Origin of the sequence: Marinobacter denitrificans, assembly GCF_008795955.1 — a bacterium.
Taxonomy (GTDB): domain Bacteria; phylum Pseudomonadota; class Gammaproteobacteria; order Pseudomonadales; family Oleiphilaceae; genus Marinobacter; species Marinobacter denitrificans.
Map to the genome: position 1 here is coordinate 1,576,894 of NZ_VMHN01000001.1, position 16,528 is coordinate 1,593,421.

At 57.3% G+C, this 16,528-nt stretch carries 15 protein-coding genes; all 15 read right to left on the bottom strand.

Annotation, left to right across the window (positions count from 1 at the left end):
* Positions 1–34: 34 nt before the first annotated feature.
* Entirely contained in the window at positions 35–1,432 is a 1,398-nt protein-coding gene (atpD, locus tag FO268_RS07305; protein WP_150991176.1) for a F0F1 ATP synthase subunit beta, read from the bottom strand.
* A gap of 55 nt (positions 1,433–1,487) precedes the next feature.
* Positions 1,488–2,348 carry a F0F1 ATP synthase subunit gamma gene (gene atpG, locus FO268_RS07310; RefSeq protein WP_150991178.1) on the bottom strand — a complete coding sequence of 287 codons (861 nt, stop codon included), beginning with the start codon at positions 2,346–2,348 and terminating at the stop codon, positions 1,488–1,490.
* A gap of 68 nt (positions 2,349–2,416) precedes the next feature.
* Positions 2,417–3,961 carry a F0F1 ATP synthase subunit alpha gene (atpA, locus tag FO268_RS07315; protein WP_150991180.1) on the bottom strand — a complete coding sequence of 515 codons (1,545 nt, stop codon included), beginning with the start codon at positions 3,959–3,961 and terminating at the stop codon, positions 2,417–2,419.
* 28 nt (positions 3,962–3,989) lie between these two features.
* A complete protein-coding gene (locus FO268_RS07320) occupies positions 3,990–4,526 on the bottom strand; it encodes a F0F1 ATP synthase subunit delta (RefSeq protein WP_150991182.1) in 537 nt (178 codons plus the stop codon).
* Positions 4,527–4,538: 12 nt separating this feature from the next.
* Positions 4,539–5,009 (bottom strand): F0F1 ATP synthase subunit B, encoded by a 471-nt coding sequence (locus FO268_RS07325; RefSeq protein ID WP_150991184.1) that lies wholly within the window; start codon positions 5,007–5,009, stop codon positions 4,539–4,541.
* Positions 5,010–5,106: 97 nt separating this feature from the next.
* The gene (gene atpE / locus FO268_RS07330) at positions 5,107–5,334 is read right to left on the bottom strand and encodes a F0F1 ATP synthase subunit C (protein WP_027830230.1); all 228 of its coding nucleotides are present in this window, start codon (positions 5,332–5,334) and stop codon (positions 5,107–5,109) included.
* A 48-nt stretch (positions 5,335–5,382) separates the two neighbouring features.
* Positions 5,383–6,237 (bottom strand): F0F1 ATP synthase subunit A, encoded by an 855-nt coding sequence (gene atpB, locus FO268_RS07335; RefSeq protein WP_150991186.1) that lies wholly within the window; start codon positions 6,235–6,237, stop codon positions 5,383–5,385.
* A gap of 15 nt (positions 6,238–6,252) precedes the next feature.
* Positions 6,253–6,645, bottom strand: a complete 393-nt coding sequence (locus tag FO268_RS07340; protein WP_150991188.1) for an ATP synthase subunit I — start codon at positions 6,643–6,645, stop codon at positions 6,253–6,255.
* Between the two features lie 261 nt (positions 6,646–6,906).
* On the bottom strand, positions 6,907–7,779 hold the full coding sequence (locus FO268_RS07345; protein WP_150991190.1) for a ParB/RepB/Spo0J family partition protein: 873 nt from the start codon (positions 7,777–7,779) through the stop codon (positions 6,907–6,909).
* A 51-nt stretch (positions 7,780–7,830) separates the two neighbouring features.
* Entirely contained in the window at positions 7,831–8,625 is a 795-nt protein-coding gene (locus tag FO268_RS07350; protein ID WP_150991192.1) for a ParA family protein, read from the bottom strand.
* A 2-nt stretch (positions 8,626–8,627) separates the two neighbouring features.
* Complete coding sequence (gene rsmG / locus FO268_RS07355; protein WP_150991194.1) at positions 8,628–9,290, bottom strand: 16S rRNA (guanine(527)-N(7))-methyltransferase RsmG; 663 nt, start codon at positions 9,288–9,290, stop codon at positions 8,628–8,630.
* A gap of 8 nt (positions 9,291–9,298) precedes the next feature.
* Complete coding sequence (gene mnmG, locus FO268_RS07360) at positions 9,299–11,185, bottom strand: tRNA uridine-5-carboxymethylaminomethyl(34) synthesis enzyme MnmG (protein WP_150991196.1); 1,887 nt, start codon at positions 11,183–11,185, stop codon at positions 9,299–9,301.
* Positions 11,186–11,596: 411 nt separating this feature from the next.
* Positions 11,597–14,746 (bottom strand): efflux RND transporter permease subunit, encoded by a 3,150-nt coding sequence (locus FO268_RS07365; protein WP_150991198.1) that lies wholly within the window; start codon positions 14,744–14,746, stop codon positions 11,597–11,599.
* A gap of 3 nt (positions 14,747–14,749) precedes the next feature.
* Positions 14,750–15,844, bottom strand: coding sequence for an efflux RND transporter periplasmic adaptor subunit (locus FO268_RS07370; RefSeq protein WP_150991200.1), 1,095 nt, complete (start codon positions 15,842–15,844; stop codon positions 14,750–14,752).
* 7 nt (positions 15,845–15,851) lie between these two features.
* Positions 15,852–16,427, bottom strand: coding sequence for a DUF3833 domain-containing protein (locus FO268_RS07375; protein WP_150991772.1), 576 nt, complete (start codon positions 16,425–16,427; stop codon positions 15,852–15,854).
* Positions 16,428–16,528: the final 101 nt, after the last annotated feature.

A 16,528-nucleotide genomic window follows, 5' to 3' on the forward strand; every position in this document is an offset into this window, starting at 1 on the left:
CTCATGCCTCTTGGGTCTGAAAGTGAAGGAAGTATTACTTCTTGCTTTCCTTCTCTTTCATTGCCTTCGCCTTCTCGATCACTTCCTCAATGCCGCCGCACATATAAAACGCCTGCTCGGGCATGTCGTCGTATTCACCGTTCAGGATACCTTCGAAGCTGGCAATAGTCTCTTTCAGAGACACGTACTTACCCGGAGAACCGGTAAATACTTCAGCAACGTGGAACGGCTGAGACAGGAAACGTTCGATCTTACGGGCACGGGAAACCGTCAGCTTGTCTTCTTCTGACAGTTCATCCATACCCAGGATGGCGATGATGTCCTTCAGTTCCTTGTAACGCTGCAGAACGTTCTGCACACCACGGGCAACGTTGTAGTGCTGCTCACCGATGGTCAGCGGGTCCAGCTGACGGGAGGTCGAATCCAGTGGGTCGATCGCCGGGTAAATACCCTTGGAAGCGATGTCACGGCTCAGTACCACGGTGGCGTCAAGGTGCGAGAAAGTCGTCGCCGGAGACGGGTCAGTCAGGTCGTCCGCCGGTACGTAAACCGCCTGGATGGACGTGATGGAACCGTTCTTGGTGGACGTAATCCGCTCCTGCAGCTCGCCCATTTCCTGGGCCAGGGTAGGCTGGTAACCTACTGCGGACGGCATACGGCCCAGCAGTGCAGATACCTCGGTACCCGCCAGGGTGTAACGGTAGATGTTGTCCACGAACAACAGTACGTCACGGCCTTCGTCCCGGAACTTCTCGGCCATGGTCAGGCCAGTCAAGGCCACACGCAGACGGTTTCCGGGAGGCTCGTTCATCTGCCCGTAAACCATGGCGACCTTGTCCAGTACGTTGGACTCCTTCATCTCGTAGTAGAAGTCGTTACCCTCACGGGTACGCTCACCTACACCGGCGAATACGGACAGACCGGAGTGCTCTTTGGCGATGTTGTTGATAAGTTCCATCATGTTGACGGTCTTACCAACGCCGGCGCCGCCGAACAGGCCAACTTTACCACCCTTGGCGAACGGGCAGATCAGGTCAATAACCTTGATGCCGGTTTCCAGCAGGTCGGCAGAGGCTGCCTGGTCCGCATAGCCGGGGGCCTTGCGGTGGATGGCCCAGCGTTCTTCTTCACCGATCTCGCCCTGTTCGTCGATAGGACGACCCAGAACATCCATGATGCGACCCAGAGTCTGGGTGCCCACCGGTACCGAAATCGGCTTGCCGGTATTATCTGCTTTCAGGCCGCGTTTGAGGCCTTCTGTGCTGCCCATCGCGATGGTGCGGACAATACCGTCGCCCAGCTGTTGCTGAACTTCCAGAGTTGTCTCACCACCTTCAAGCAGCAGTGCGTCGTAAACGCCCGGAACGGAGTCACGTGGAAATTCCACGTCGATAACCGCGCCTATGATCTGAACGATGTGTCCGCTACTCATGCTCGGTTCCTCGTTATCTTGATAGTCAATAAAACCAGTAGGACTGTGGGCAGGATCAGACCGAAGCCGCGCCGCTCACAATCTCCGAAATTTCTTGCGTAATGGCTGCCTGACGAGCCTTGTTGTAGGCCAGTTGAAGCTCATTAATGATCTCGCCGGCGTTGTCGGTCGCGCTCTTCATCGCGATCATCCTCGCAGCCTGCTCGCAGGCCAGATTCTCTACCACTCCCTGATATACCTGGGATTCAATATAACGTGGCAGCAGCCCATCGAGGATGGGACGGGAATCAGGCTCGTAGATGTAATCCCACTGGTTACCGATTTCTTCGTCATCGCCTTCCGGCAAGGGCAGAAGCTGCTCTGCAAGAGGCTTCTGGGTCATGGTGTTCACAAACTCGTTATAGATGACATAAAGGCGATCAATCCTGCCTTCCTCAAATGCATCGAGCATGACCTTGACGTTACCGATCAGCTTCTCTGCACTCGGGCTGTCACCGATGTGAGTCAGCGCCGCGATCACGTTGCCGCCATAACTGCGGAAAAATGACGCGCCCTTCTGTCCGATGGCGCAGATATCGGTCTCAACACCTTTTTCTTTCCATGCACGCATTTCACGCACGAGCAGCTTGAACGCATTGGTGTTCAGACCACCACAGAGTCCCCGGTCCGAGGACACCACGATGTAACCGACACGCTTGACGTCACGCTCCTTCATGAACGGATGCACGTAATCCTTGTTGGATTTGGCAATATGTCCGATTGCCTGGCGCATCTTTTCCGCATAGGGGCGAGTGGCCCGCATGCGTTCCTGAGCCTTACGCATCTTACTCGCAGCCACCATTTCCATGGCGCTGGTGATCTTCTGCGTGCTCTTGATGCTTCCGATCTGGTTACGTATTTCTTTTCCGACGGCCATAAGTCACTGCCTTTTCAAGTTAGACACTCATGTGGACCAACAGGCCTGTTCTCACAGGCCCGAAGGGTTTACCAGCTTTGAGTGGTCTTGAATTTCTCCAGAGCAGCTTTCAGGCCGGCGGCAATATCGTCGTCGAACTTGCCTTCTGCACCGATCTTGTCGAGCAGGTCTTTCTGTTCGGCGCGCATCCAGTCGAGCAACTGCGCCTCGAACTTGACCACTGCGCTGACCTCGACATCGTCCAGGAAGCCTTCGTTAGCTGCGAACAGTACGGTACCCATTTCCGCGACAGTCATGGGGCTGTACTGGTTCTGCTTCATCAGCTCGGTAACACGCTGACCATGCTCAAGCTGGTTCCGGGTGGCTTCGTCCAGGTCTGATGCGAACTGGGCGAATGCCGCCAGTTCACGGTACTGGGCGAGTGCCAGACGGATGTTACCGCCGAGCTTCTTCATGATCTTGGTCTGGGCAGAGCCACCAACCCGGGATACAGAGATACCGGCGTTCATTGCCGGACGGATACCGGAGTTGAACAGGTTGGTTTCCAGGAAGATCTGACCGTCAGTGATGGAAATCACGTTGGTCGGTACGAACGCGGAAACGTCGCCCGCCTGGGTTTCAATGATCGGCAGTGCGGTCAGGGAGCCGGTCTTGCCTTTCACTTCACCGTTGGTGAACTGCTCTACGTATTCTGCATTAACGCGGGAAGCGCGCTCCAGCAAGCGGGAGTGCAAGTAGAATACGTCACCCGGATAGGCCTCACGACCCGGCGGGCGGCGCAGCAACAGGGAGATCTGGCGATAAGCCACCGCCTGCTTGGAAAGGTCGTCGTAGACGATCAGGGCGTTTTCACCGCGGTCACGGAAATATTCACCCATGGAAGTACCGGAGTAGGGCGCCAGGAACTGCATGGACGCCGGATCGGCAGCACCGGCAGCAACCACGATGGTGTGGTCCATAGCGCCGTGCTCTTCCAGTTTACGGACGATGGATGCGATGGAAGACTGCTTCTGACCCACGGCAACATAGATACACTTGATGCCGGTGTTTTTCTGGTTGATGATCGCATCAATGGCCACGGCAGACTTACCAATCTGACGGTCACCGATGATCAGCTCACGCTGACCCCGGCCGATTGGCACCATGGTATCGATCGCTTTCAGGCCGGTCTGTACCGGCTCATCAACGGATTGACGCGCGATAACGCCAGGCGCCACCTTTTCGACCGGTGAAGTCAGGGTGTTACCCAGCTCACCCTTGCCGTCGATCGGGTTACCCAGACCGTCAACAACGCGGCCCAACAGTTCGGGGCCAACCGGTACTTCCAGGATACGACCGGTACAACGAACTTTCTGGCCTTCGGCCAGATCTTCGTAGTCACCCAGTACCACGGCACCAACGGAGTCGCGCTCCAGGTTGAGAGCCATGCCGAAAGTGCCGTTGGCGAATTCGATCATCTCACCGTACATTACGTCGGCAAGACCGTGAATCAGTACGATACCGTCAGAAACGGAGAGGATCGTACCTTCGTTCTTTGCTTCCGAAGAGATATCGAGCTTTTCGATTCTCTTCTTGATGATGTCACTGATCTCGGATGGATTCAGTTGCTGCATGCCTTTGTCCTCAAACCTTGTGCTGAAATCAGGAGCCCACGGAATTGGCCATTCTGGCCAGTTTGCCGCGAACCGAAGCGTCGATAACCAGGTCGCCTGTGCGTACAACCACCCCACCGATCAGACTCTGATCAACCGAGGATTCAAGCTCGACCTTGCGCTCCAGTTTCCTGGACAGAGCGTCGATCATCTTCTGCTGCTGTTCGGGGGTCATTTCAAACGCCGTACTGACCTTGATCTTCACCGTGCGCTCAAGATCGGCGCGGTGGAGACTGAACAGCTCCGAAATAGCTGGCAGCAGAGCCAGACGCTTGTTTTCAGCAAGAATCAACAGGAAGTTTCTGAGTGGCTCAGGCAGCTGCTCTTCAAAACAGTCAGCGAAGAGTTCCGCCTTGCGTTGCTCAGACAGGCCAGGGTTGGCCAGGATGATCTTTACCTCGTGGTCAGCCGCAACCTGTGCGGCGAAAGCCAGCGCCTGATCCCACAGATCAACGGCGTTATGGTCCTGCGCAGCATCAAAAACGGCTTTCGCATAGGGTCGGGCTAACGTAGTCAGTTCTGCCATGATGACCCTCTTTTAGAGTTCTGCGGCCAGCTTGTCCAGCATCTCGCTGTGAGCTTTGGCATCGACAGAGGTTTCCAGGATCTTCTCGGCACCGGCAATGGCAATGGCTGCCACTTCTGCCCTGAGTGCATCACGAGCCTGAACACGCTCCTGTTGAATTTCCGCCCGGGCCTGTTCGATGATCTTCTCGCCTTCTTTGCGAGCATCATCCTTGGAGGCCTCAACGATCTGGGCGGCACGCTTGTTAGCCTGGTCGATCAGGGCTGCAGACTCTTCTTTCGCTTTCTGCAGTTCCTTGGAGGCTTTTTCCTGCGCAAGTTCCAGATCAAGGGAAGCCCGATCTGCGGCAGAGAGGCCGTCGGCAATTTTCTTCTGGCGCGCACTCATGGCCTCGGTAATCGGAGGCCATACATATTTGACGCAGAACCAGACGAAAATAGCGAAGGCAATCGTTTGCCCTATTAACGTAAGGTTTATATTCACGGCGGTGTACCTCTTGCTATTCGTTGCGTCCCGGTGTCCGTAGAGCGGGGCGCGGCCTTAACGTAACAGCTCAGCGCCCGACAACTCTTTCGGCTGATTAACCAGCTACAACGAAGATCAGGTACATCGCGATACCAACACCGATCATGGGTACGGCGTCCAGAAGACCAGCCATGATGAAGGCCTTGGTTTGAAGCTGGTTGCCAAGCTCTGGCTGACGAGCAGTGGACTCAAGCAGCTTGCCACCGAGCAGACCGAAACCGATGCCAGCGCCCAGAGCGCCCAGTCCGATGATCAGTGCTGCTGCAATAAATACCATTTCCATTGAAGACTCCTCAGTTTTCTCAGATAGTTAAGGGTTTATTTTCGGGTATCAGTGATCTTCGTGCGCGGCGCTGAGGTAAACCACAGCCAGCGTTGTAAAGATAAAGGCCTGCAGGGTTATTACCAGAATGTGGAAGATGGCCCAGGGTACGTTCAGCGTCCACTGGATCCACAAGGGTAACAGCGCAATCAGGATGAATACGACCTCGCCAGCGTACATGTTGCCGAACAGACGCAGCGCGAGACTGACAGGCTTGATGATCAGGGCCAACAGTTCAAGCACCAGGTTGAACGGCACCAGCGACCAGTGATTGAACGGTGTGAATGAGAGTTCCTTGGCGAATCCGCCCGCGCCCTTAACCTTGAAGCTGTAGAACAGAATCAGCAGGAATACGCCGATAGCGATCCCAAAGGTACCGTTGGGATCGGTCGTAGGTACGATCTTGAAGTATTCCAGCCCCAAGGCATGGGCAACAGAAGGTATGTAGTCCACCGGAATCAGCTTCAGGCTGTTCATCAGGAAGATCCAGACGAACATGGTCAGGGCGAGTGGCGCAATGATCGGATTCTTGCCGTGGAAAACGTCGCGCACGATGTTCTGGATGAACTCGACCGTCATTTCCACGAAATTCTGCAGACCGCTGGGTGTATCCGTCGTGGCCTTCTTTGCCACCATCCGGAACAGGCCAAGGAAAAGCAGACCCATGGCGATAGACCAGCCCATGGTGTCAACATGGATCGCCATGAAGCCCATATCTGTGGCTTCCTGCCCGGTGCGGGCCATGGTCCAGGTCGCTTCCTGCACAACGCTGCCATCGGCACGTTCATAACCTTCCGGCAACTTGCCGTAGGTCAGGTTCGTAAGGTGGTGCTTTATATACTCTACTGGGGTATCAGCTGCCATACTGCTCTCGTCCAGTCATCGCTGTGGTTTTGGCCGGATGAACCAACGCAGAAGCGGGCTCAACACAACCATCACAGCAAAAGTGAATAACAGAGCCGGCACATGTACTGGCTCCATTAAGATGAAAACGGCCGCGAAAAAGACGGCAGTCAGGGCGAGTTTGACGGTTTCGGCCCTGAACATGTTGCCCACCACGAGATGCGCGTTCCGCGCGCCCTCAAACCGGTACATCCGGTGAGCAAAATACGCGTTTGGGATGACATAAATAAGACCGCCGACAAAAGCGGAATAACCTGCCAAACGACTTTCTGTAAACCAGACAAGGCTCCATACAACAATGAGCCCGGTTTCGGTTGCCAGCCACTGTAAAAATGGCAACCTGTTAATGCGCTTTCTGGTCGGGGACATGGAACCAGCCTGAAATAGGGTCATGCGTGAGTGAAACCTGCTTCCTGTCACACCCTGTCCAGAGTTAATGCAAGCGCGCGAAATTATATGTGTTAACCGGTGGGTGTTCAACAGAACTGACGGGAAAATTTGATGGAAAAATAGCCAGTTTTCACGGCAAATCCCACCAATATCACACAAGTTGTGCTTTTAAACAATTCCGATCACGACATGTGGTGTTTTAGTGGCGAATCAGTACTTTCGCACTATCGACCAAGGAGACTACTTGATGTGGCCCAGGATACCATCCAGCTCATCCAGTGAGGTGTATTCAATCACCAGCTTGCCTTTTCCACGTTGGCCATGGTCGATTGACACCCGGGCTCCAAGTCGTTCAGCAAGATCATCCTGCAGGGCACGAATATTGGGGTCCACTTCGCCTTTGGCTTTCTTCCGGCCCGGAGCTTCCTGTTGTACACGGCGAACCAGAGCTTCGGTCTGACGAACAGACAGGGATTTGGCCACGACCTGCTTTGCCACCTGCATCTGCTGCTCCGGCTGCAGGGTGAGCATGGCGCGGCCATGGCCCATTTCCAGGTCGCCGTGCTCGAGCATCACCCGCACATCTTCGGACAGGCTGATCAGGCGCAGCAGGTTGGTGATTGTGGTTCTGGACTTGCCTACAGCTTCGGCGACCTGGGCCTGAGTGAGACCGAATTCGTCCTGCAGGCGCTGCAGGGCAAAGGCTTCCTCAATGGGATTGAGATTCTCACGCTGGATGTTCTCGATCAGCGCCATGGCGATGGCGGCATCATCCGGCACGTCACGGATGATGGCGGGAATGCGGTCGAGCTCGGCCATCTGGGTGGCTCGCCAGCGACGTTCACCGGCAATCAGCTCGAAGCGGCCCTCGGCAATCGGGCGCACCACCACCGGCTGCATCACACCCTGCTGACGAATGGAGTCCGCCAGTTCCTGCAGGGCGGCCGGGTCCATGTCCCGGCGGGGCTGGAACCGCCCACGCTGGATCAGGTCAATAGGAACTTCCCGGAGCTCACCATCGTGATCCTTCAGTTCCTGATCCAGGTTAACCCTGGAACCCTGTAACAGAGCGCCCAGTCCGCGCTCACCCAGTCCTCGTTTCTTCGCCGCCATGGTGTTTGTCATTCTTCCCGATGAAAAATCTGTGTGCAAAGGAGAGGTAGTTTACACGGCAACGGCCGCAGATGTCTTTTGTGAACCATGCCGGCGAACCATTTCCCCCGCCAGGGCCAGGTATGCAATCGCACCCTTGGAGGTGCGATCGTATTTCAGTGCCGGCACGCCATAACTGGGCGCCTCCGCCAGCCGTACGTTGCGGGGAATCACTGCCTTGTACACCTTGTCGCCGAAAAACTCGCTGAGCTGGCCGGAGACATCCAGGGTCAGGCTGTTACGGGGGTCGTACATGGTACGCAGGATGCCTTCTACCTGCAGGTCCGGATTAACCGTCTCCTGAATCTGTTCCACCGTGTTCATCAGTGCCGCCAGGCCTTCCAGGGCGTAGTACTCGCACTGCATGGGGATCAGCACGGTATCCGCCGCGGAAAGTGCGTTAACCGTAAGCAGGCTGAGGGAGGGAGGGCAATCGATCAGGATGTAGTCGTAGTTTTCCCGCACCTTGTTCAGAGCCAGGCGCAGGCGATGTTCGCGACCGATTTCGTTCATCAGTTCCACTTCGGCGGCGGTGAGGTCGCCGTTGGCCGGCAGGATATCGAAGCCGGAGGCCTCGGCGCGGAAAATCACTTCGGCGGCGGTCGCCCGCTTGGTGAGCATGTCGTAGCCGGAACGCTCAAGGGCGTTTTTATCCACACCACTGCCCATGGTGGCATTGCCCTGGGGGTCCATATCCACCAGCAGCACACGGCGTTTGGTCGCAGCCAGGGAAGCAGCCAGGTTGACGCAGGTGGTGGTTTTCCCAACACCGCCTTTCTGATTGGTCACTGCAATCACACGCGCCATGACTAGCCTCCTGTGGTGAAATTCTGATGGCCGCAATCCCGGCCGATCACCAGCAGATGCCGGTCACCATCCGAGCCGGGTACTGATAACGAGTGCCGGGACCTTAGCTGCCAACCTGATGGCAGTGCAGCCACCTCATCATCCGGAAACTGGCCTTTCATGGCAAGGAACTCGCCCTCATCCGCAAGCAGATGCCCGCACCAGGCGACCAGATTTTCCAGAGCCGTGAAGGCCCTGCTGCTGATCTGCCGGTACTGAATCGCGGGATCGCAGCTTTCCGCCCGGCCGTGAATAATATCCACGTTCTTCAGGCCCAATTCCAGTACACACTGGGTGAGGAACCGGGTTTTCTTGCTGTTACTGTCCAGTAGGGTAAACCGTTTCTCCGGCAAGACAATGGCCAGTGGAATACCCGGCAACCCGCCACCAGCACCCACATCCAACAAATGATCGGCGGTGACAAACGGCAGGATGCTCAGGCTGTCGAGCAGCTGACGGGACACCATCTCACGCGGCTCCCGTACGGCTGTCAGGTTGTAGGCGCGGTTCCATTTGTTCAGCAACGCCAGAAACGCCAGCAGCTGGTGCTGGCTGGCGTCGTCGAGTTCCAGATTCAGATCAGCCAGGCCCTGGGCGAGCTGGCGTTGCCATAGTGCATCGCTCATGGGTGCACTCAGGCGGACTGTTTGCGCAGAAGTTCACGCTTCTTGAGATGCACCAGCACCTGGGAGATGGCAGCCGGGGTTACACCCTGAATGCGCGAGGCCTGGGCCACGGTTTCCGGCCGGACTTCCTTGAGTTTCTGCCTGATCTCATTGGAGAGGCCACCGATAGCGTCAAAATCGATATCATCCGGCAGACGGGTGTTCTCGTTCCGGCGCAGGCGATCAATTTCATCCGCCTGGCGGGAGATGTAACCTTCGTACTTGATCTCGATTTCTACCTGGTCTGCAACAACAGGATCATCCGCGATGCCATCGGCCATGCGGGCAATATGGTTGTAGTTGATTTCCGGGCGCCGCAACAGTTCCGCCAGGGTCTGGTCGCGGTTCATGGGCTGGCGCAGGAAACTGTTGGCCGCCTCGCCACCGGGAGTACCCGGATGAATACGGGTAGTTTCCAGGCGATTTCGCTCTGCCGCGATGGCCTCACGCTTGGTGTTGAATGCCTGCCAGCGCTGCTCATCCACGGCCCCCAGCTTGCGGCCGGTTTCGGTCAGCCGCAGGTCGGCGTTGTCTTCCCGCAGGATCAGCCGGTATTCGGCGCGGCTGGTAAACATGCGGTAGGGCTCCGAGGTGCCCATGGTAATCAGATCATCCACCAATACGCCGAGATAGGCCTCGTCGCGGCGGGGATACCATTCGTCTTTCTCCTGAGCCCGGAGCGCGGCGTTGATACCCGCCAGCAGGCCCTGGGCACCGGCTTCTTCGTAGCCGGTGGTGCCGTTGATCTGGCCGGCAAAGTACAGGCCCTGGATAAACTTGGTTTCCAGGGTGTGGCGCAGGTCCTGCGGATTCAGGAAATCGTACTCGATGGCGTAACCGGGCCGGGTGATATGGGCATTCTCGAAGCCGGGAATGGTGCGCACGGCTGCCAGCTGGATATCGAACGGCAGGCTGGTGGAAATACCGTTGGGATACAGCTCGTTGGTGGTCAGACCCTCGGGCTCGACGAAAATCTGATGCGAATCCTTGTCCGCAAAGCGATTGACCTTGTCTTCGATAGACGGGCAATAGCGGGGGCCGATGCCTTCAATGTTGCCGGCAAACATGGGCGAGCGATCGAAGCCACTGCGGATGATGTCGTGAGTCTGCTCGGTGGTACGGGTTACGTAGCAGCATACCTGCTCGGGATGCTGGTCGCGGGATCCCAGAAATGACATCACCGGTGCCGGGTCATCACCCCATTGCTCCTGCATCACGGAAAAGTCCACGCTGCGGGCATCGATACGGGGTGGGGTGCCGGTTTTCAGGCGCCCTACATTGAACGGAAGCTCCCGAAGCCTCTGGGCCAGGGCGTTGGCGGGGGCGTCACCGGCACGGCCACCGGAGTGTTGCTGCATGCCGATGTGTATAACGCCGCCCAGGAAAGTCCCGGTGGTCAGCACCACCGTCGGTGCACGGAAGCGGATGCCAGACTGAGTCACCACGCCGCTAATGCACTCACCTTCAACGATCAGGTCGTCCGCGGCTTGCTGGAACAGGGTCAGATTGGGCTGGTTCTCAAGGATCTCGCGGATAGCGGCCTTGTAAAGCACCCGGTCTGCCTGGGCACGGGTGGCGCGAACGGCCGGGCCCTTGCGGGAGTTGAGCACGCGGAACTGGATGCCGGCCCTGTCAGTGGCCATAGCCATGGCCCCGCCGAGGGCGTCGATTTCCTTCACCAGGTGGCTCTTGCCAATACCGCCAATGGCCGGGTTACAGGACATTTGACCCAGGGTTTCAATATTGTGGGTCAGCAGCAGGGTCTGCGAACCCATGCGCGCAGCCGCCAGTGCGGCTTCAGTACCGGCATGGCCACCACCAATGACAATCACATCGAAACGGGTCGGATAATCCACTACATCACCTCGGCAAACGGGGTATCAAAAAAATTCCGGGTATTAAAACAGCCTGAAAATCAGGGCGGGGAGTATAACGCCTCACCCGGAAAATTGCAGTCAGAATGTGCAAATTTTAACCAGAGGAAAGAGCCCGGCAAAACCCCGACGCGTCCCTCAGACATTTCCAGGGGTTCCACGCCAGGTTTCACAGATAGGGGAAAACCGAAATCCGAAAAATTTCAGCGGGTTGTAGATACCTTCTGAGAAAACTTTTCAAGAAAGTTATCCACATTCCAGACCTGCTGTCCGGACCCCGTAAACCAACCTTAATGTTTTGTTTTTATTGGACTTACACAGTTTTAATCAAAGCTTATCCGAAGGTTATCCAATTATTTATCCACAGTTTGCACCGCTTCGGACCAGCGTCTATCAGAACTTGTCCATCTCCTTTGATTGCGGCGCCGCAACCATCCCGCGGCCGCCCGCAGAATGGCTGGCCTGCTTCTCAAGTTCGAGCTCAATCGCATTGGAGGCCTTGGCAAACCGCGCCAACAGGTTATAGAGCACGGGAATGATGAACAGGGTCAGGGTGGTGGCAAAGATCAACCCGCCAAGAATCACAATGCCGATGGAAGCCCGGCTTTCCGCCCCTGCACCGGTAGCCAGCACCAGCGGCACGGCGCCGAAGACTGTGGAAATCGTGGTCATCAGCACCGGGCGGAAGCGCAGGATGGCGCCTTCCAGGATGGCCTCACGTACCTCATAACCCTTGTCGCGAAGCTGGTTTGCGAACTCCACGATCAATATTCCATTCTTGGCCATCAACCCCAGTAGCATGATGATGCCTATCTGGCTGTAGATATTCAGCGTGATACCCGAGAAAAACAGGGCGTAGAGAGCACCGGTGACGGCCAGCGGCACCGATAGCATGATGATCATAGGGTGGATCCAGCTTTCAAACTGTGCCGCCAGAACCAGGAAAACAATCACGAACGCCAGCCCGAAGGTCACGTAAATGGCCGCCGAGGAATCCTGGAACTCCCGGCTCAGGCCCTTATAGCTGACCCGTGCCTCTGGCGGCAGGTTATCCACCGCCAGACCGTTAAGGTAGTTCAGGGCGGAGCCCAGGTCATAGCCGTCTGCAAGAGAGCCGCTGATAACCACCGCGGGCAACCGGTCAATCCGCCGCAGGTCAGGATTTGCCCCCACCTCTTCAATGGTCACCAGTGCTTCCAGGGGAATCAGGTCGCCACCCTGTCGCGGCCGCAGGAACACGCGGCCAAGATCATCAGGGGTGGCCCGGTCGATATCCGCTGCCTGCACGATAACGTCATACTCCCGGCCGCGGTCCAGATAGGTGGTTACCTGTCGTGAGGCCAGCATGGTTTGCAAGGTCAGCCCTACATCTTCCACGGTTACGTCGAGGTCTGCGGCGCGTTCCCGATCAATGGTGACGTTCAGTTCCGGGCGGGTCAGCTCAAAATCGGTTTCCAGGCTGAGGAGATTGGGATTCTCTTTCGCGCGTTCCACGATTTCCTCACTCCAGGCCTGCACTGAGGCATAGTCCGGGCCACCGATGACAAATTCCAACGGCTGGTTGAATCCACGTTGGCCCAGGCCCGGCGGATTTACCGCCACAGACCGGACACCGGGTATGCCCTCCAGTTTTCCTCGCAGGTCACTGGTTATTTCCTGCTGTTTGATCTCCCGCTCGTCCCAGGGCGCCAGGCCCATGATCATGAAGGCATTGTCGGCCTCGTTGCGGAACCCCACAATGGAAAGCAACCGGTTGGCGCTGCCGTCTTCCAGGTAGGGAAGCAACAGTTCCTCGGCCTTGCGGACATGGTGATCGGTGTATTCCACCGTGGAACCGCGGGGCGCGCTGGTGGGCATGATGATGACACCACGGTCCTCGGTAGGCGCCAGTTCCTGGGGTAACTTCGGAAATACGACCACCGCCAGGATCAGGCCGACCATGCCAAGGCCCAGTAACAGGCCAGGCTGGCGCAGGGAAAACCGCAGAATACGTGCATAACCATTGGTAAGCCCGTTAAGGGCTCGCTCGCTGGCCGCCCATAAGCGATGCCCCTCTGCAGTCTCGGGACTGTGCTTCAGCCATTTGGAGCACAGCATGGGCGTCAGCGTAAGCGCCACGATGCTGGAAACCACCACGGCCGCCGCCAGCGTAAACCCGAACTCCGCAAACAGGCGACCTACATTTCCCCCCATGAAGGAAATGGGTACGAACACAGCAATCAGCGTCAGGGTGGTGGCGATAACCGCAAACGCAACCTGCCGCGCACCACGATAGGCCGCCAGCAGAGGGGGTTCCCCCTCGTCAATGCGCCGCTGGATGTTCTCCAGCATCACAATGGCATCGTCCACCACCAGACCGATGGCAAGAATCACCGCCAGCAGGGTCAGCACGTTGATGGAAAACCCCAGCGCGCCCAGACCGATAAACGCCCCGATGACAGCAACCGGTATGGTCACCGCCGGAATAAGTGTGGCCCGCCAGGAACGCAGGAACATGAAGATAACAAGGATGACCAGAGACACAGCAATGGCCAGAGTGAAGATAACTTCCTTGATTGAGGCGCGGATAAAGATGGATTCATCGTAGCTTTCGGCGATGGTAACTTCCGGAGGGAGGGTGTCACGGATCCGGTCCAGCTCCGCCCTGACCAGATCCGATACCGCCACAGTGTTGGACTTGGACTGGCGAATAACCCCCATACCAATGGCTGTCTGACCGTTGGCCCGTAGGCGGCTGGTGTCAGACTCAACGCCCATCTGCACATTCGCCACCTCGCCCAGGCGCAGCAGATCGTTTCCATCACGGCGGATGACCAGGTTGCGGAACTCCTCTACCTCCGACAATCGCCCCTTGGCGCGCACGGTGAAGTCGCGGGTGGCGGATTCCACTGAACCGGCGGGCAATTCCACGTTGTTCGATCGCAGCGCCTGCTCCACCTCTGACACGGTAATATCCCGGGCAGCCAGCCGTTCCCTGTCCAGCCACACCCGGATGGCGTAACGGCGCTCGCCGCCAATACGTACATCGGCCACGCCGTCAAGGACGGAAAGCCGGTCCGCCAGTACACGGTCGGCGAAATCGCTAAGCTCTGCACTGTCCCATACGTCGCTGCGAAGGGTGATCCACATCATCGGGCGGGCATCGGAATCGGCTTTGCTGACCACCGGTGGATCGGCTTCCTCGGGCAGGTTATTGGCGACCCGGGCTACCGCATCGCGGACATCGTTGGCAGCAATATCCACGTTGCGCGAGGTGTTGAATTCGATGGAGGTGCGGGATTCGCCCTGTTCGGTGCTGGACTCGATGGAGCGAATACCCTCGATGCCACTGATTGCTCCCTCGATCACCTGGGTGATCTGCGTGTCGACCACTTCCGCAGCGGCGCCGATGTAGTCCGTGGAAATGGAGACCACGGGGGGGTCGATGTCCGGGTATTCGCGCACGGGCAGGCCCCGCAGCGCCGCAAGACCAAAAACCAGAATCAGAAGGCTGATAACGGTGGCGAAAACCGGCCGTTTGATAGAAATGTCCGAGAGGATCATCGATCAGCTCTCCCGGGAAGTGGCAAAGCGGTTGTCCGGGATCGCCTTGTCGTCGTCCACCACATCAATACGGTTGCCACTGCTGAGGCGGTCCTGACCGGTAATTATTACCCTGTCCTCACCGGAGAGGCCTTCGGCTACCTCCACCCAGCCGGGAGATCGGGAGCCCAGAGATACAGACACTCGACGGGCAACACCGTCCTCTGCAATAAAGACATATTTGGCCGCACCGCGAATCATCACCGCCTGTTCGGGGATAACCAACGCTTCCCGCTCCCGCAGTGTCAGGTTGGCCGACATGAACTGTCCCGGCCGCAACTTACCATCAGGGTTATCGATAACAGCTCTTACCGGCAAGGTACGGCTGAGTTCGTTGACCCGTGTGCCGAGTTCCACAAGTTGGCCCTGAAAACCCTCATCGGGATAGGCCGGCGAGGTTCCACGAACCATCTGACCGATCTGGATCTGGCCCAGAAAGCGTTCGGGAATGGAAAAACCCAGCTCCATGCGATCCGTTGAATCGAGCGTGGTTACCGACGTTCCGGCACTGAGATAGGTGCCAAGGCTGATATCGCTGAGGCCAATCACGCCTTCGAAAGGGGCTTCAATCCGGTGGTTATCCAGGCGGGTCCGCGCCGATTCGCGCTGGGCCTCGGCCACATCCATTGCGGTGCGAAGCTCATCCACCTGGGACCGGGAAATGCTGTTGTTGGTCTGCAGTCGTTGTGCGCGTTCAAACTGGCGACGGGCATCTGCCAAGGTGGCTTCTGCCACCTGCAAATCAGCCCTGGCCTGGCGATCGTCCAGACGCAGCAGCAACTGCCCGCGGCTGACCCGCTTTCCGCTGTCCAGATTCATTTCCACCACGCGGCCACTGACTTCGGTGGTCAGTTCCACCTGGTCGAGCGCCCGCAGGTTGCCCACGGCATTTACTGAATCCCGAACCAACTCCATGCTCGGGCTGAACGCATTCACCTTGCTGGCCGGGCGCTCTGTCTGCGCAGTTTCCGACTCTTCCTGGGCAAAATACTGCCAGGAGAAAGCACCTCCAGTGGCCAGTGCTACCAGTACCAGGGCGATCAGCCATTGCTTTATCATAATCGTCTCATTCAGTTTGTTGTGACTTCCTGCTGATCACCAGCACAATTTCACCCACTTCGATTCCCCACTTACTCATCGTGGTCTGGTTAATCAATGTGTCAGGCGTAATCAGGTACATCCAGTCGTCCATGCGGACATCAATGGTGTCGTCACCGTAGGCCACCCGCAGGACATAGTTCATGTTGATCGCGTTGCCCTGCCATCGCAGGGTGCCTGGCTCCACCACATCACCGGCCTCCGCATGCAGAGCCCCATTATCCGGTGTCAGCGTCCAGACCCGGGTTTGCACCTCGCCATCGTCGAAACGGAAGACCTCGTCCAGGGTGCCCACGCCCTCGCTGTCCCAGCTGGCCGAAATATCGGCATCAAAGGTGCGTATGACTTCGCCGGAATAATCCTTGACCACACCCCGGGCGGTAAGTTCGCCGGTGAAGAATTCCTGCGGCGTCAATACCGGCTTGCGGTCGCTGTAGTCTTCCAACGACGGTCCGGCGCAGCCCACAAGCAGGACTGTGGATAACAATAACCACAGATAGGGGCGCAAACCAGTGATGAGCTTCACTCCGGATGGACTTTGCATGACTTTTACACTCTTGGACGGTTCGGAATTGATATCGGGCTTCACAAATACGCCAGCGGCGCCGTTACCGATCATTACCGCACCGGCCCTGAGCTGTTCCG

What these genes read in the sequence shown, in the direction of transcription:
- atpD (WP_150991176.1), bottom strand. Translation starts at nt 1,432, where the DNA reads ATGAGTAGCGGACACATCGTTCAGATCATAGGCGCGGTTATCGACGTG.
- atpG (WP_150991178.1), bottom strand. Translation starts at nt 2,348, where the DNA reads ATGGCCGTCGGAAAAGAAATACGTAACCAGATCGGAAGCATCAAGAGC.
- atpA (WP_150991180.1), bottom strand. Translation starts at nt 3,961, where the DNA reads ATGCAGCAACTGAATCCATCCGAGATCAGTGACATCATCAAGAAGAGA.
- FO268_RS07320 (WP_150991182.1), bottom strand. Translation starts at nt 4,526, where the DNA reads ATGGCAGAACTGACTACGTTAGCCCGACCCTATGCGAAAGCCGTTTTT.
- atpE (WP_027830230.1), bottom strand. Translation starts at nt 5,334, where the DNA reads ATGGAAATGGTATTTATTGCAGCAGCACTGATCATCGGACTGGGCGCT.
- atpB (WP_150991186.1), bottom strand. Translation starts at nt 6,237, where the DNA reads ATGGCAGCTGATACCCCAGTAGAGTATATAAAGCACCACCTTACGAAC.
- FO268_RS07340 (WP_150991188.1), bottom strand. Translation starts at nt 6,645, where the DNA reads ATGTCCCCGACCAGAAAGCGCATTAACAGGTTGCCATTTTTACAGTGG.
- FO268_RS07345 (WP_150991190.1), bottom strand. Translation starts at nt 7,779, where the DNA reads ATGGCGGCGAAGAAACGAGGACTGGGTGAGCGCGGACTGGGCGCTCTG.
- FO268_RS07350 (WP_150991192.1), bottom strand. Translation starts at nt 8,625, where the DNA reads ATGGCGCGTGTGATTGCAGTGACCAATCAGAAAGGCGGTGTTGGGAAA.
- rsmG (WP_150991194.1), bottom strand. Translation starts at nt 9,290, where the DNA reads ATGAGCGATGCACTATGGCAACGCCAGCTCGCCCAGGGCCTGGCTGAT.
- FO268_RS07365 (WP_150991198.1), bottom strand. Translation starts at nt 14,746, where the DNA reads ATGATCCTCTCGGACATTTCTATCAAACGGCCGGTTTTCGCCACCGTT.
- FO268_RS07370 (WP_150991200.1), bottom strand. Translation starts at nt 15,844, where the DNA reads ATGATAAAGCAATGGCTGATCGCCCTGGTACTGGTAGCACTGGCCACT.
- FO268_RS07375 (WP_150991772.1), bottom strand. Translation starts at nt 16,427, where the DNA reads ATGCAAAGTCCATCCGGAGTGAAGCTCATCACTGGTTTGCGCCCCTAT.